The organism is Actinomycetospora cinnamomea (genome assembly GCF_003096675.1).
Lineage (GTDB): Bacteria > Actinomycetota > Actinomycetes > Mycobacteriales > Pseudonocardiaceae > Actinomycetospora > Actinomycetospora cinnamomea.
Genome location: NZ_QEKW01000001.1, coordinates 395306 through 409049, shown reverse-complemented (window position 1 = coordinate 409049; position 13744 = coordinate 395306). Strand labels below are relative to the sequence as shown.

The following is a 13744-nucleotide window of genomic DNA, read 5'->3' as shown; positions in this document are numbered from 1 at the left end:
GTAGAGGCAGCGAACCGCCCGTTCGCTGCGTCGGGGGACTAGGCGCGCAGGCGGTCGCGCAGGTCGCGGGCCCCGCGGGCGGCGGCGCGGCGCACGGCGTCGGCGGCCTGGGCGTACTCCGACCCGGACGGCGCGGCCGGGCGTTCGCCGGTGGCCGGCGCGCCGGGGGCGACGGTGTGGTGGACACGCGGCGGAGCGGGGTCGACGGCGCGGGTGTCGTCGCGGACGCCGGCGTGCTCGCGACGCGCCTGCGCGAGGCCCTCGGCCACGCGCTGGGCGTTCTCCCACGCCTCGACGGCCCGGTCGACCGCGGCGGCGAACTCGGCGCGGCGGGGGCCCGCCGGTTCCTCGTCGGTGACGAGGAACTCGGCGTCGCCCAGCGCCTGCACGAAGCGGGCGGTGGCGGGCACGGTGACGTCGGCGAGCGCCGGGCGAGCGGCCACGGCGTGCCGGTCGGCCTCGAACGCGGCGTACTCGGCCTGCAGCTCGCTGAAGCGCCGGCGGGCGAGGCGCCAGCGCGCGGCCTCGTGCTCGGCCATGCGCCCGACCCGGCCCTGCGGGTGGCCGTGGACCACCGTGCGGATGCGGGTGACGCCCCGGCGGACGGCGAGGACCGTGGCGGTGATCGCAGCGATGGCGGCGGCGACGAGGTCGGCGATGGCGGCGAGCAGCGCGACGCCGAAGCCCTCGACCGTGCCGGCGCCGACCCACACGCCAAGGAAGATCACCGGGGCGAGCAGGGTGAGCAGGACCGCGATGCCGAACAGCCAGGGGGCGGCGGAGCGCTTCGGTCGGTCCACGATGTCCTCCCCGGCGTGTGTCCTACCCCTCCTTGATACCGCACCACCATGGTGCAGGTCGCCCTCGCGACGCTGCCGCCGGGAACGATGTGCGCGGTAGCGTGCTCCGTCCGGTCGCGGCGTACCCCCAGGAGGATGTCGGACGATGTTCCGCAAGGTGCTCGTCGCCAACCGCGGCGAGATCGCGATCCGGGCCTTCCGGGCCGCCTACGAGCTCGGCGCGTCCACGGTGGCGGTGTTCCCGCACGAGGACCGCAACTCCGAGCACCGGCTCAAGGCCGACGAGGCGTACCAGATCGGCGAGGTCGGCCACCCCGTCCGCGCCTACCTGTCGATCGACGCGATCATCGACGCCGCCCGGCGCTCCGGCGCCGACGCGATCTACCCCGGCTACGGCTTCCTCTCCGAGAACCCGGGCCTGGCCACCGCCTGCAAGAACGCGGGCATCACGTTCATCGGCCCGCCCCCGCGGGTGCTGGCGATGGCCGGCAACAAGCACCGCGCGGTGGCCGCGGCGCGCGAGGCCGGCGTGCCCGTCCTCGACTCCAGCGATCCCTCCGATGACCTCGAGACGCTGCTGGCCGCGTCGGGGTCGATGACCTTCCCGCTGTTCGTCAAGGCCGTCGCCGGCGGTGGCGGGCGGGGGATGCGGCTGGTCCGCGAGCCCCGCGCGCTGCGCGACGCGCTGCAGGCGGCGATGAACGAGGCCTCGAGCGCGTTCGGCGACGCCACCGTGATCCTCGAGCAGGCCGTGATCGACCCGCGGCACATCGAGGTGCAGATCCTCGCCGACGGCGAGGGCCACGTGATGCACCTGTTCGAGCGCGACTGCTCGGTGCAGCGGCGACACCAGAAGGTCGTCGAGATCGCCCCGGCGCCGCACCTGTCGCCGGAGCTGCGGGAGCGGATCTGCGCGGACGCCGTCCGGTTCGCCGAGAGGATCGGCTACGTGAACGCCGGCACCGTCGAGTTCCTGCTCGACGCGGACGGCAACCACCACTTCATCGAGATGAACCCGCGCATCCAGGTGGAGCACACGGTCACCGAGGAGGTTGCCGACGTCGACCTCGTGGCGGCCCAGATGCGCATCGCGTCGGGGGAGACCCTGGCCGACCTCGAGCTCTCGCAGGAGACCGTCGCCCTGCACGGGTTCGCCGTCCAGTGCCGGATCACCACCGAGGACCCGGCCAACGAGTTCCGCCCCGACATCGGGATGATCTCGGCCTACCGCTCGGCGTCGGGCTCGGGCGTGCGCCTCGACGGCGGCACGGCCTACGCGGGCGCGGAGATCAGCGCGCACTTCGATTCGCTGCTGGTCAAGGTCACGTGCCGGGGGCGCGACTTCACCACCGCGGTGCGCCGGGCCCGTCGCGCCCTCGCCGAGTTCCGCGTGCGCGGGGTGGCCACGAACATCCCGTTCCTCATGGCGCTGCTCGACGAGCCGGACTTCCGCGAGGGGCGGGTGACGACGAGCTTCATCGCCGAGCATCCCGAGCTGTTGGCGGCGCGGGCGCCCGCCGACCGCGGGACCCGGCTGATGAGCTACCTCGCCGACGTCACCGTCAACAAGCCCTACGGCGAGCCCCCGCAGCTCGCCGACCCGCGCGAGAAGCTGCCGGACGCCGACCTCTCGGTCGCCCCGCCCGACGGGTCCCGCCAGCGGCTCGCCGAGCTCGGTCCCGAGGGCTTCGCGTCGTGGCTGCGCGAGCAGGCCGGCGTCCCGGTCACCGACACGACCTTCCGCGACGCCCACCAGTCGTTGCTCGCCACCCGCGTGCGCACCCGCGACCTGCTCGGGATCGCCCCGCACGTCGCGCGCACCGTCCCCGAGCTGCTCTCGCTCGAGTGCTGGGGCGGCGCGACCTACGACGTGGCGCTGCGCTTCCTCGCCGAGGACCCGTGGGAGCGCCTCGCCCGCCTGCGCGAGGCCGTCCCCAACCTCTGCCTGCAGATGCTGCTACGCGGGCGCAACACCGTCGGCTACACGCCGTACCCGACCGAGGTCACCGACGCCTTCGTCGCGGAGGCGGCCCGGGTCGGCATCGACATCTTCCGCATCTTCGACGCGCTCAACGACGTGAGCCAGATGCGCCCGGCGATCGACGCGGTGCGCGCCTCGGGCGGAGCGGTGGCCGAGGTCGCGCTCTGCTACACCGGCGACCTGTCCGACCCCGGCGAGCGGCTCTACACCCTCGACTACTACCTGCGCCTCGCCGAGCAGATCGTCTCCGCCGGCGCGCACATCCTGGCGATCAAGGACATGGCGGGACTGCTGCGCCCGCCGGCGGCGCGGACGCTGGTGACCGCGCTGCGCGAGCGCTTCGACCTGCCCGTGCACCTGCACACCCACGACACGGCCGGCGGGCAGCTCGCGACGCTGACCGCGGCGATCGACGCCGGGGTGGACGCCGTCGACGCGGCCGTCGCGTCGATGGCGGGCACCACCTCGCAGCCCTCGCTCTCGGCGCTGGTGGCGGCCACCGACCACTCCGCGCGCGAGACGGGCCTGTCGCTCGACGCCGTCAACGCCCTGGAGCCGTACTGGGAGGTCGTGCGCAAGGTCTACGCGCCGTTCGAGGCCGGCCTGACCTCGCCGACCGGGCGCGTCTACCACCACGAGATCCCCGGCGGTCAGCTGTCGAACCTGCGCACGCAGGCGGTGGCGTTGGGCCTGGGCGACCGGTTCGAGCAGATCGAGGACGCCTACGCCGCCGCCGACCGGATGCTCGGCCACCTGGTGAAGGTCACCCCGTCGTCGAAGGTCGTCGGCGACCTCGCGCTGCACTTCGTCGGCGCCGGCGTCGACCCGGCGGCGTTCGAGGCCGACCCGCGCCGCTACGACATCCCGGACTCGGTGATCGGGTTCCTGCGCGGCGAGCTGGGCGACCCGCCCGCGGGCTGGCCGGAGCCGCTGCGGTCGAAGGCGCTGGAGGGCCGAGCCGCGGGGTCGAGCTCTGGGCGCCCGGGGATCACCGAGCTCACCGACGACGACCGCAAGGGCCTCGAGGCCGACCGCGCCGCGACGCTCAACGAGCTGCTCTTCCCCGGGCCGACGAAGGAGTTCCGCGAGCACCGCCACGCCTACGGCGACACCTCGGTGCTGCGCAGCCAGGAGTTCTTCTACGGGCTGGAGCCCGAGCGCGAGTGCGCGGTCGACATCGACACCGGCGTCCAGCTGCTCATCGAGCTGCAGGCCATCTCCGAGCCCGACGAGCGCGGCATGCGCACCGTGCTGATGTCGCTCAACGGGCAGCTGCGGCCCCTGCAGGTGCGCGACCGGGCGATCGCCACCGACGTCAAGGTCGCGGAGAAGGCCGACCGCAGCGACCCCGGCCAGGTGCCGGCGCCGTTCGCCGGCGTCGTCACGCTGCAGGTGGCCGAGGGCGACCGGGTCGAGGCCGGGGACACCGTCGCGACGATCGAGGCGATGAAGATGGAGGCCTCGATCACCGCCCCGCGCGCCGGGACCGTCGAGCGGCTGGCCCTCGCCCCGGTGCAGCAGGTGGAGGGCGGCGACCTGGTGGTCGTGCTCGCGTAGATGACGAGGATCATCGGCGGCGTCGCCGGGGGGCGGCGGATCGCGGTGCCGCCCACGGGCACGCGCCCGACGTCGGATCGGGTGCGCGAGGCGCTGTTCTCGGCGCTCGAGGCCCGTGGGGTGATCGAGGACGCCGAGGTCCTCGACCTCTACGCCGGCTCCGGCGCGCTGGGGATCGAGGCGCTCTCGCGCGGGGCGTCCACCGCGGTCCTCGTCGAGCGCGACCCGCGGGCGTGCGCGGTCATCCAGGCCAACGCCCGGGTGGCGGGCGTGCGGGGTGCCACGGTGCGCCGCTCCGCCGTGCTGGCCTTCCTGCGGCGCACGCCGGCGCCCGTCGACCTCGTGCTCCTCGACCCGCCGTACCGCGAACCGGCCGACTCCCTCGACGCGGTGCTCGCCCTGCTGCCGCGGTGGACGCGCTCCGGCGGGCTCGTCGTCCTCGAGCGCGACGCCCGCTCCCCGGCGCCGGCCTGGCCCGAGGGCCTCGAGCCGGAGGAGCCGCGCACGTACGGCGAGACGACGCTGCACCTGGCGACGGCGGCGTGAGGTCGGTGCTCCGGGCGCTGGTCGTGCACGACGGGGCGATCCTGTACCGCGAGGCCGCCGTCGCGCGCCCATCTGCCTGGCGGACGTCACGGTGACCGCGTTCACCACCTGACGGCGACCGGCGGTGCCCCGCCGCCGCACCCCGGACGATCGCGCGACGGCCGCGAGGCGTACCGGCTGGGCCGCACGGAGCCACTTCGCCCGACGCGCCGTCGGCCCGGCGTCGGTCGCCGGACCCCCGGGAACACCGGCCTCCACATGTGGGTCGACCCCCGCGGCCCGCCCACTCGACCGGACAGCGGTGTCCGGCTCCCGGGAAGGACCACCACCCATGGCCGACGCGCTGAACTTCGAATCGATCGACCTGCACGGCTCCCTCGTCATCGGCGGCCGCACGGTGTTCATCGACATCACGACCGAGGACGCCGACGAGTTCGTGGACCTCGACGAGGACCTGGCCGAGGACGACCAGGACCTGGACGAGGACTCGGAGGACGTCGAGACCTCTGCCGAGGACGCGGACCTCGAGGCCGAGGACGACGCCGAGGACGAGACCGAGACCGAGACCGAGACCGAGACCGAGACCGAGGACGACACCGAGGACGAGCCGGCCGGGGAGGCCGACGACGAGACCGAGGACGTCGACGAGGACGAGGCCGCTGAGGACGAGGCCGCTGAGGACGACGCCGCTGAGGACGAGGCCGCTGAGGACGAGGCCGAGGACGAGGCCGCTGAGGACGAGGCCGCCGAGGATGAGGCCGACGAAGGCGAGGACGTCGCCGAGGATGAGGCCGACGAAGGCGAGGACGTCGCCGAGGACGAGGTCGACGAAGGTGAGGACGTCGCCGAGGACGAGGTCGACGAAGGCGAGGACCTCGAGCCGGACGAGGTGGCGGCCGGGTCGGGCGACGAGGGTGTCGACGTCGACGAGGCCGCGGACGCGGCCGGTGAGCAGGACGACCAGGAGGACGAGGACGGGGCAGAGCAGCGGCAGGGCCTCGCCGAGAGGCTCCACCTGCGCCGCCCCCGTCAGCAGGAGGAGTCGTCGGAGTCGTCGGAGTCGTCGCAGCAGTCGGACGGATCGTCCTCCCGCCGCTCCAAGCGTCCGGAGGAGACACCCGACGTCGAGCCGGGGCGGGGCGCGGGGTCGCGGCGACGCCGGTCGACGGGCTCCGGGACCGCGGAGGCGCCGGCACGGCCGCGGTCGCCGCGCACGGCGCGCCGTCCGGAGACGGGTGACGAGGGCGGGCGGACCGCCGGGACGCGCCGGCGCCGTTCGACCGAGTCCGGCAGCTGACCCGCCGCCGGGCGGCCGGCCGTGCGCCGGCCGCCCGGGGCGGTCACGCGTCGGGCGGGTCGAGCCAGGACAGCGTCGCGTGGTCGACGCGCACGTCGGTGTAGGTGACGTGGCGCCGGACGCGATCGGGGAGGTTCTCCCGCTCGCTCCCGGAGCGCGAGGCGTCGTCCTGGTCCCCGGTGAGGTCGACGCGGACGTCGGGCACCGCCTCGAACCGCAGCCGCCGGCCTCTGACCGTGCTCCGGAACTCGATGTCCGGCTCGCGCTCCTCGCTCACCCGGTCGTCCGGCGGGCGGGACGCGAGCGCGTCGACGACGACCGGCGTGACCGCCCGGACGAGCCACGCGCCCGGGCCGGCGTCGCGTCGTCGGACTCCGCGGAGTCGTCGCCGGAGCGACCCGGCGTCTCGCCGGGGTCCGGGGCGTCCCCGTCGTCCCGGGCCTCGTCGGTCGTCTCCCGGTCCGCGTCCGGTGCCGTGTCCTCGTCCGTGCCCGCGGAGTCCTCGGTGGTGTCGGCGGCCGTGCCGGCCGCATCTCCTGCCGTGTCGCCCGCCGCCTCCCCGGCCTCGCCCGCGACCTCCTCCACGGCGCCGGTCGCGTCGCCGACGGCCTCGCCGGCCTGGTCGGTGACCTGCCCGACGGCCTCGCCGGCCTGGTCGGTGACCTGCCCGACGGCTTCGCCGGCCTGGTCGGTCAGCTGCCCGACCGCACCCCCGGCCTGGCCGGCGACCTCGCCGACCGCGTCGCCCGCGGCGCGCCCGACCTGGCCCGCCGCCTCGCCCACGCCGGAGCCGACCTCCTGCACCGCGCTCTGCGCGGTCCGGGCCACCGTCTCGAGGATCTGGGGATTCCGGTCGACGGTGTCCAGGACGCGGTCGATGATCCCCGCGACCTCGTCGAGGCGGACCTTCAGCGTCGCCTCGGCCTGCACCCCGTCGATCTCCAGCGCGACGCGCCCCAGCTCCGCGTCGACACCGACGTTGAGCTTGAGCAGGTCGAGCACCTCGGCCTGCAGGGACACCCGGGCGCGCAGGTTCTCGACCTCCAGCCCGATGTGGTCGACCTCGAGCTTCGGTACGTCGAGGTAGACGTCGGGCCGCGACGCCGCGTCCGTGCGCGCTCCGCGACGTGCCTGGGTGGCGTCGGGCCCCTCCTCGCGCGACTGCTGGGCGCCGTCCCCCGACGACGTGCTGGTCTCGCGCCGACGGCGGCGCTCGGGTCCTCCTGCGGCCATGGTGTGCCTCCTCCTCGGGTGATCCCGCGAGGGTCGACCATGGGGCGACCTGCGGAAACGGGGCCGGTCGGCGCAGCCAGGGCCCCTGATCACCGCAGGGGCACAGGCTGCCGGGTCAGCCCCGCAGCGAATGTGCGCACATGCTGCTCGACAGGGCGAGCCGACCATCGTTGACGCACACTCGGCGCTCGATCAGGCCGCGATCGCGTCCCGGAACGCGTCCACCCCGTCCACGTCGACGTCGGGCAGGCGGCGGCGCCGCCAGGCCGCGGGCGTGACGGCGAGGTGCACCTCGACGACGCCGTCGGGGCCCGGCGCCCGGTGGGTCTCGCGGTAGCCGCAGCGCTGGGACACACGCAGGGAGGCGGCGTTGCCCTCGGCGGCGCCGGTCGTCGCCCGCGTCGCCCCGAGGTGGGCGAACGCCAGCTCCAGCAGCATCAGCCGCACCCGGCGCCCCAGCCCGCGCCCCTGCTCGGCGCGCGCGAGCCACGACGAGGTGCGGACCGTGCCGGCCGGGTCGTCGTGCTCGTGCGCCAGGACCGCGAGACCGAGGGCCCGCCCGCCGTCGATCACGGCGAGCGGCGCCCGCCATCGCACGGGGCTCGGCGCCTCGCGCAGCCGCCACGCCCACTCCAGGAACCGGCGGGCCGCGTCGTCCCCCGCATCCGGGGGCCATCCGAGGAGCTCGCCCTCGCGGCCCGGCTCCACGACGCCACCGGGCTCAGCGACGATCGCCGCCAGCTCGAGCAGTTCCTCGTCGGTCGGCCCGATCAGCACCGTCCCGGCGTGGGCCACCCGCAGCCCGTACTGCGGGTAGAGGGCGGCGAGGTCGGCGCGCAGGAGAGCGGCGTCCATGGCCTCCGGCCTCGTGAGTGATATGGGTTGCCATGACGACCCATACCACTCACGAGGCCGGAGGCCATCAGTGACCATCGCCGTGTGCCCCGGCTCGTTCGACCCGGTCACGCTCGGGCACGCCGACGTGATCACGCGGGCGGCGGCGCTGTTCGACGAGGTCGTCGTGGCCGTGGCCGTCAACCCCGCCAAGCAGGGCCTGTTCACCGTCGACGAGCGCCGCGAGCTGCTCGCCGCGGCCCTCGAAGGTGTGGACAACGTGCGCACCGACGCCTTCGAGGGCCTCGTCGTGGACTACTGCCGCGCGATCGGCGCGGCCACCCTGGTCAAGGGCCTGCGGTCGTCCACGGACTTCGGGTTCGAGGAGCCGATGGCGCAGATGAACCGCCACCAGACCGGCGTCGACTCGGTCTTCCTCATCACCGACCCGGCCCACTCGTTCGTGTCCAGCTCGCTGGTCAAGGAGGTGGCGCGCGGCGGCGGGGACGTGGGCGCGTTCCTGCACCCCGAGGTGCACCGACGGCTGCGCGAGCGGCTGGGCTGAGCAATCGCGACACGCCGGGGCCCGGTCCGAATCCCGGGCCCTCGCCCCGTGCGGCGGCACACTTCCCCGCGTGTACCGCGTGTTCGAGGCGCTCGACGAGCTGGTGACCCTCTGCGAAGAGGCGCGCGGCCTGCCGATGACCACCAGCTGCGTGGTGCCGCGCGGCGACGTGCTCGAGCTGCTCGACGACGTCCGCGAGGCGCTGCCGGGCGAGCTCGACGACGCGCAGGACGTCCTGGACCACCGCGACAAGCTGATCGCGGAGGCCACCGAGGAGGCCGAGCGCGCCCGGGCCGACGCCCGGGAGGAGGCCGACCGGGTGCTGGCCGAGGCCCGCGAGCAGGCCCAGCAGATGATCGCCGAGGCCGAGCACGAGGCCGAGCGGACCGTGGCCCGCGGGCGCCGCGAGTACGCCGAGCTCACCGAGCGCGCCGAGGCCGAGGCCGAGCGGATGGCCGAGGCCGGGCGGCAGGACTACGAGCGATCGGTGGCCGAGGGGCGCGCCGAGCAGGCCCGCCTCGTCGACGCCCATGAGGTCACCCGCGCGGCGCACGCCGAGGGCGAGCGCATCGTCGACGCGGCCACCGACGAGGCCGACCGCCGGCGCGCCGAGTGCGACCACTACGTCGACGGCACGCTCGCCGACTTCTCCGAGACGCTGGAGTCGGTGCTCGACACCGTCGGCCGTCACCGCCACCAGCTGCGCATGAGCGCCCCCGCGGGCCCGGTGGCGGCCGGCCCGCCGCGCGGCGGCGAGGACGACGAGCCCGCGCCCCGCGACGAGCCGCGCGAGGGCTGGCGCCGGTGGGGCGAGCGCCTGGGCGAGCGCCTGGGGGCCTGATCCTCCTCGCGTAGACTGGTCGGTCGGGTCGCGTCGTGCGGCTCCCCTCCCCGATCAGCGAGATGACAGGCCGAATGACTGGCGCCGACAAGCACACCGAACCCGCAGTGCCCTCAGCGCGCACAGCGCACGCCGTGGACGCGGCCAGCCCGTGGGTCGTCGACGTCGCGCGCGAGCTCCTGCGCCGTCCCGGCCAGATGAAGGAGCTGCGCCGCGACGTGCCGGCGCCCGAGGGTTTCGGGCTCGACATGGTCGGGGTGCCCGTCGGCGCACCGATCCACCTCGACCTGCGCCTCGAGTCCGTGATGGAGGGCGTGCTGGCGTCCGGGTCGGTGAGCGCCGACGTCGCGGGGGAGTGCTCGCGCTGTCTCGAGCCGTTCACCGACCACGTGGACGTCACGCTGACCGAGCTCTACGCCTACCCGGATTCGGTCACCGACGACACGGCCGACGAGGACGAGGTCAGCCGCATCGTCGACGAGCGGATCGACCTGGAGCCGGCCGTGCGCGACGCGGTGCTGCTCGAGCTGCCGGTGACGCCGTTGTGCCGGGAGGACTGCCCGGGCGTGGCGTCGTCGGACCCCGAGGCGTGGGCCTTCGTCCCGGCCGGAGAGGTCCGTGAGACAATCGATCCTCGCTGGGCCGCGCTGCAGGAGAAGTACGGCGGCACCGGCCGCACCGAGATCAACTAGTACAGTACGCCGATAGGGAGACTGACAACCGTGGCCGTCCCGAAGCGTCGGATGTCCCGCGCCAACACCCACGCCCGCCGCTCGCAGTGGAAGGCGTCGGTGCCGCAGCTGATGGCGTGCCCGAACAAGGCCTGCGGCAAGCCGAAGCCGCCGCACGTGGCGTGCCCCAACTGCGGCCAGTACCACGGCCGCCGCGCCGTCACCCCGGCCTGAGGCCCCGCGCGGAGGACCCTGCGGCATGACGGCGACCAGCACCGAGCCGGCGGAGCCCCCGATCGAGCCGACGCTCGGTGAGGTCCTGCAGGTCGACCTCGACCCCCAGCTGGTCGAGCTCGCGCTGACGCACCGCTCCTACGCCTACGAGCACGGCGGGCTGCCCACCAACGAGCGGCTCGAGTTCCTCGGGGACGCGGTGCTGGGCGTGGTCGTCACCGAGCGGCTGTACCGCGAGCACCCCGACCTGCCCGAGGGGCAGCTGGCCAAGCTGCGCGCGAGCGTGGTGAACATGCACGCGCTCGCCGGCGTCGCCCGCGAGCTCGGGCTCGGCCAGCGCCTGCACCTCGGGCGCGGCGAGGAGCTCACCGGCGGCCGCGACAAGCCGAGCATCCTCGGCGACGCCGTGGAGGCCGTGCTCGGCGCGGTGCACCTCCAGCACGGCATCGAGACCTCCCGCTCGCTCGTCGAGCGGCTCTTCGGCGAGCTCCTGCGCACCGCGCCCCTGCTGGGCGCCGGCCTCGACTGGAAGACCAGCCTCCAGGAGCTCACCGCCGCCTCCGACCTCGGCGTGCCCGAGTACCGGATGGCCGAGGAGGGCCCCGATCACCTCAAGGTCTTCACCGCGACCGTCGTCGTCGCCGGTGAGGAGCGCGGGACCGGGGTCGGGCGGACGAAGAAGGAAGCCGAGCAGAAGGCCGCGCGCGCCGCCTACCAGTACCTGGAGGGTGACTCGGGCACCACGGATGCCTGAGCTGCCCGAGGTCGAGGTCGTCCGGCGGGGTCTCGCCGCGCACGTCACCGGCCGCCGGGTCCGCGCCGTCGAGGTCTTCCACCCCCGCTCCGTGCGGCGCCAGGCCGGCGGGGCCCCCGAGCTGGTCGAGCGCCTGACCGGGCAGGTCCTGCGCGCCGTGAAGCGGCGCGGCAAGTTCCTGTGGGTGGAGCTGGCCTCCGTCGACGCCGAGGCCCCCGAGGCCGCGCTGCTCGCCCACCTCGGCATGAGCGGCCAGCTGCTCGTCCAGCCCGCCGAGCGCGACGACGAGAAGCACCTGCGCATCCGCCTGCGCTTCGACGACGCCGGCCCCGAGCTGCGCTTCGTCGACCAGCGCACCTTCGGTGGGCTCACGGTCACCGACGTCACCGGGCCGGACGCGCTACCGGTGCCGGTGGCCCACATCGGGCGTGACCCGATGGACCCCGCGTTCGACGCGGAGGCCGCGGTCGGCGGCCTGCGGCGACGGCGCACCGGCGTCAAGCGTGCGCTGCTCGACCAGACGCTGGTCTCGGGCATCGGCAACATCTACGCCGACGAGTCGCTGTGGCGCGCGAAGCTGCACTACGAGCGCCCCACCGCGACCCTGACCCGCCCCGAGGGCCGCCGCCTGCTCGTCGCGGCGCGCGAGGTGATGGACGAGGCGCTGGCGGCCGGCGGCACGTCGTTCGACGCCCTCTACGTCGACGTCCACGGCGACTCCGGCTACTTCGACCGCGCCCTGGCCGTCTACGGCCAGGAGGACCGGCCCTGCCCCCGGTGCGGGACGCCGGTGCGACGGGCGCCATTCATGAACCGGTCGTCGTACTGGTGCCCGACGTGCCAGCCGCGCCCGCGGCGCCGACACGCCTGATCAGGTGGTCTCCGCGCGCACGACGTCGAGGTCGTGGAAGGTCGGGGGCCCGTCGCAGAGCGCGTGCATCTTGCCCGCGAAGGCCGTGGTCACCGGGTGGTCGGAGTTCCGCTGTGCTGCTTCGGCGCTCGGGAAGGCGACGACCTGGAGGTAGGTGTCGGCCCGGTCCCGGTCGCGGCCCAGGACCATCCACCCGGTGGGGCGGTCGGCCCCGATGTCGGCCATCCAGCCGTCCATCAGGGCGGTGATCTGGTCGTACTGCTGGGTCCGGAACTCGATGACCTGCATGAACGCGCCCGGGGCCGTCGCCTGCGGGGCGTCGCGCAGGGCGCCGCGCAGCGTCCGGCGCAGCTCCTCGCCGTCGGTGTGGCCGTGCACGGCCACGGCGTGGGCGACGCCGGCCTCGAGGACCTCGTCGACCTCGCCGACGAGGGTGAGCGAGCACCCGACCTCGCTGGGTACCTGGCGACAGTCGAGCATCTGGCGTGACATGACGGTCCTCCTTCACCCGGACCACGGACGGCGGTGCGTCCATGGAGCCGCAGACCGCGAGCGTGAGCGATACGGAAGCCTCCGTAGGCCGTCCGGGTGGCGACGGCCGAACGGGGGTGACCGCGCGGATGCGGATGGGAGCACACTGGCCGGCCCACCTCCCGAGCGAGCGTGCACGATGAGACCAGGAGCGACCCTCGCCGACGCCCTCGCCGTCACCGCCGCCACGGCGTGCGTGCGCAGCGCCGGCGACCTCGCCGTCGTCGTGTGGCCCCGCCTCGCCGAGCTCGTGCGGTGCGACCGGGTGGTCGTCGTCGGGTTCGACGGGGTGCGGACGTCCTGGCCGGGCGGGTCCGCGACGGCGCCGGACCACCCGGGGTATCGCGCGCGCGTCGTCCTCGAGCACGCGGGGACGCGGGCGCGGCTGACGCTGCACCGCGGCGACCCCTTCGACGAGGAGGACCTCGCGCTCCTGCACCTCGTCCGACCTCACCTGCGCGGCGCGCTGTGGCGGGCCGCCCACGGCGCCGGCCCGTCCCCCCTGACGCCCCGCCAGCTCCGGGTCATGGCCCTGGTCGCGCGCGGCGCCACGGACCGCGCGATCGCTCACGAGCTGGGGATCAGCCGGCGGACCGTCGGCAAGCACCTGGAGAACGCCTACGCCGTCCCGGTGTGCACGACCGCACCTCCGCGGCCCTGCTGGTGGACGCGAACGCCGACTGAGCTCAGCGCCCCTCAGCTCGGACGGAGGGGCCGGCGAGCGTCCCGGGCGCGGCCCACGGCGTCACCGTGGGCCGCCGATGGTCACTGCTCGCCGCGCACCGAGCGGCGGATCGCGTCGAGCTTCTCGCGGGCGGCCGCGGCGTGGTCGGCCTCGCGCTCGGCCCGCTCCCGCCCCTCGGGGCTCTCGGAGACCAGCTCCTCGTAGCCCGCGGCGGTCGCGGAGCGCTGCTCGATCGTCTCGCGGACGTGCTCGAACGTGGGCACGCCGTCCTCGGTGTATCCCGGCTCGGTCACGTGTCCAGCGTAGCCCGCACCGACACGTCGGGCCCCGTACCGCGACGGCGG

The 13744-nt window shown here is 75.0% G+C and carries 15 protein-coding genes and 1 pseudogene; 10 read left to right on the top strand and 6 right to left on the bottom strand.

The genetic code is table 11. The features are described 5' to 3' along the window. Positions 1-38 precede the first annotated feature (38 nt). Positions 39-800 carry a hypothetical protein gene (locus C8D89_RS02005; protein WP_116706370.1) on the bottom strand — a complete coding sequence of 254 codons (762 nt, stop codon included), beginning with the start codon at positions 798-800 and terminating at the stop codon, positions 39-41. 145 nt (positions 801-945) lie between these two features. On the opposite strand from C8D89_RS02005, the gene C8D89_RS02000 reads away from it, so the two are divergent. The 3 genes from C8D89_RS02000 (at position 946) to C8D89_RS01990 (ending at position 6181) form a co-directional block, all read left to right on the top strand. Beyond that, positions 946-4338, top strand: a complete 3393-nt coding sequence (locus C8D89_RS02000; protein WP_116706369.1) for a pyruvate carboxylase — start codon at positions 946-948, stop codon at positions 4336-4338. Then, on the top strand, positions 4339-4884 hold the full coding sequence (gene rsmD, locus C8D89_RS01995; protein ID WP_116706368.1) for a 16S rRNA (guanine(966)-N(2))-methyltransferase RsmD: 546 nt from the start codon (positions 4339-4341) through the stop codon (positions 4882-4884). A gap of 331 nt (positions 4885-5215) precedes the next feature. Then, positions 5216-6181, top strand: a complete 966-nt coding sequence (locus C8D89_RS01990; protein WP_116706367.1) for a hypothetical protein — start codon at positions 5216-5218, stop codon at positions 6179-6181. Positions 6182-6224: 43 nt separating this feature from the next. On the opposite strand, the gene C8D89_RS01985 is transcribed toward C8D89_RS01990, so the two are convergent. The 3 genes from C8D89_RS01985 to C8D89_RS01975 all read right to left on the bottom strand — a co-directional run bounded on the left by C8D89_RS01985 (position 6225) and on the right by C8D89_RS01975 (position 8269). Further along, the gene (locus C8D89_RS01985) at positions 6225-6458 is read right to left on the bottom strand and encodes a hypothetical protein (RefSeq protein WP_116706366.1); all 234 of its coding nucleotides are present in this window, start codon (positions 6456-6458) and stop codon (positions 6225-6227) included. Continuing rightward, positions 6455-7414, bottom strand: a complete 960-nt coding sequence (locus tag C8D89_RS01980; RefSeq protein WP_116706365.1) for a hypothetical protein — start codon at positions 7412-7414, stop codon at positions 6455-6457. Before C8D89_RS01980 ends, C8D89_RS01985 begins: the two co-directional genes overlap by 4 nt. A gap of 192 nt (positions 7415-7606) precedes the next feature. Beyond that, the gene (locus C8D89_RS01975) at positions 7607-8269 is read right to left on the bottom strand and encodes a GNAT family N-acetyltransferase (RefSeq protein WP_165825500.1); all 663 of its coding nucleotides are present in this window, start codon (positions 8267-8269) and stop codon (positions 7607-7609) included. 70 nt (positions 8270-8339) lie between these two features. Between C8D89_RS01975 and coaD the strand changes: the two genes are divergently transcribed. The 6 genes from coaD (at position 8340) to mutM (ending at position 12184) form a co-directional block, all read left to right on the top strand. After that, positions 8340-8813, top strand: a complete 474-nt coding sequence (gene coaD / locus C8D89_RS01970) for a pantetheine-phosphate adenylyltransferase (protein WP_116706364.1) — start codon at positions 8340-8342, stop codon at positions 8811-8813. Between the two features lie 70 nt (positions 8814-8883). Then, positions 8884-9654, top strand: a complete 771-nt coding sequence (locus tag C8D89_RS01965) for a DivIVA domain-containing protein (protein ID WP_243417721.1) — start codon at positions 8884-8886, stop codon at positions 9652-9654. A gap of 134 nt (positions 9655-9788) precedes the next feature. After that, positions 9789-10346 (top strand): YceD family protein, encoded by a 558-nt coding sequence (locus C8D89_RS01960; protein WP_423716622.1) that lies wholly within the window; start codon positions 9789-9791, stop codon positions 10344-10346. A gap of 30 nt (positions 10347-10376) precedes the next feature. Then, complete coding sequence (rpmF, locus tag C8D89_RS01955; RefSeq protein ID WP_116706362.1) at positions 10377-10559, top strand: 50S ribosomal protein L32; 183 nt, start codon at positions 10377-10379, stop codon at positions 10557-10559. A gap of 25 nt (positions 10560-10584) precedes the next feature. Then, positions 10585-11313, top strand: coding sequence for a ribonuclease III (rnc, locus tag C8D89_RS01950; protein WP_116706361.1), 729 nt, complete (start codon positions 10585-10587; stop codon positions 11311-11313). Continuing rightward, positions 11306-12184: a bifunctional DNA-formamidopyrimidine glycosylase/DNA-(apurinic or apyrimidinic site) lyase gene (mutM, locus tag C8D89_RS01945; protein WP_116706360.1), complete on the top strand. Its 879-nt coding sequence runs from the start codon at positions 11306-11308 to the stop codon at positions 12182-12184. Before rnc ends, mutM begins: the two co-directional genes overlap by 8 nt. On the opposite strand, the gene C8D89_RS01940 is transcribed toward mutM, so the two are convergent. Further along, the gene (locus C8D89_RS01940; RefSeq protein WP_116706359.1) at positions 12185-12676 is read right to left on the bottom strand and encodes a DUF1059 domain-containing protein; all 492 of its coding nucleotides are present in this window, start codon (positions 12674-12676) and stop codon (positions 12185-12187) included. It abuts the gene before it with no gap. Between C8D89_RS01940 and C8D89_RS30660 the strand changes: the two are divergent. Continuing rightward, a pseudogene (locus tag C8D89_RS30660) lies at positions 12675-13325 on the top strand (response regulator transcription factor); the annotation flags it as partial. The gene C8D89_RS01940 and the pseudogene C8D89_RS30660 sit on opposite strands and share 2 nt — an antisense overlap. Positions 13326-13480: 155 nt before the next feature. On the opposite strand, the gene C8D89_RS30035 reads toward C8D89_RS30660, so the two are convergent. Next, on the bottom strand, positions 13481-13693 hold the full coding sequence (locus tag C8D89_RS30035; RefSeq protein ID WP_116706357.1) for a hypothetical protein: 213 nt from the start codon (positions 13691-13693) through the stop codon (positions 13481-13483). Positions 13694-13744 lie beyond the last annotated feature (51 nt).

What these genes read in the sequence shown, in the direction of transcription:
- C8D89_RS02000 (WP_116706369.1), top strand. Translation starts at nt 946, where the DNA reads ATGTTCCGCAAGGTGCTCGTCGCCAACCGCGGCGAGATCGCGATCCGG.
- rsmD (WP_116706368.1), top strand. Translation starts at nt 4,339, where the DNA reads ATGACGAGGATCATCGGCGGCGTCGCCGGGGGGCGGCGGATCGCGGTG.
- C8D89_RS01990 (WP_116706367.1), top strand. Translation starts at nt 5,216, where the DNA reads ATGGCCGACGCGCTGAACTTCGAATCGATCGACCTGCACGGCTCCCTC.
- C8D89_RS01980 (WP_116706365.1), bottom strand. Translation starts at nt 7,414, where the DNA reads ATGGCCGCAGGAGGACCCGAGCGCCGCCGTCGGCGCGAGACCAGCACG.
- C8D89_RS01975 (WP_165825500.1), bottom strand. Translation starts at nt 8,269, where the DNA reads ATGGACGCCGCTCTCCTGCGCGCCGACCTCGCCGCCCTCTACCCGCAG.
- rnc (WP_116706361.1), top strand. Translation starts at nt 10,585, where the DNA reads ATGACGGCGACCAGCACCGAGCCGGCGGAGCCCCCGATCGAGCCGACG.
- mutM (WP_116706360.1), top strand. Translation starts at nt 11,306, where the DNA reads ATGCCTGAGCTGCCCGAGGTCGAGGTCGTCCGGCGGGGTCTCGCCGCG.
- C8D89_RS01940 (WP_116706359.1), bottom strand. Translation starts at nt 12,676, where the DNA reads ATGTCACGCCAGATGCTCGACTGTCGCCAGGTACCCAGCGAGGTCGGG.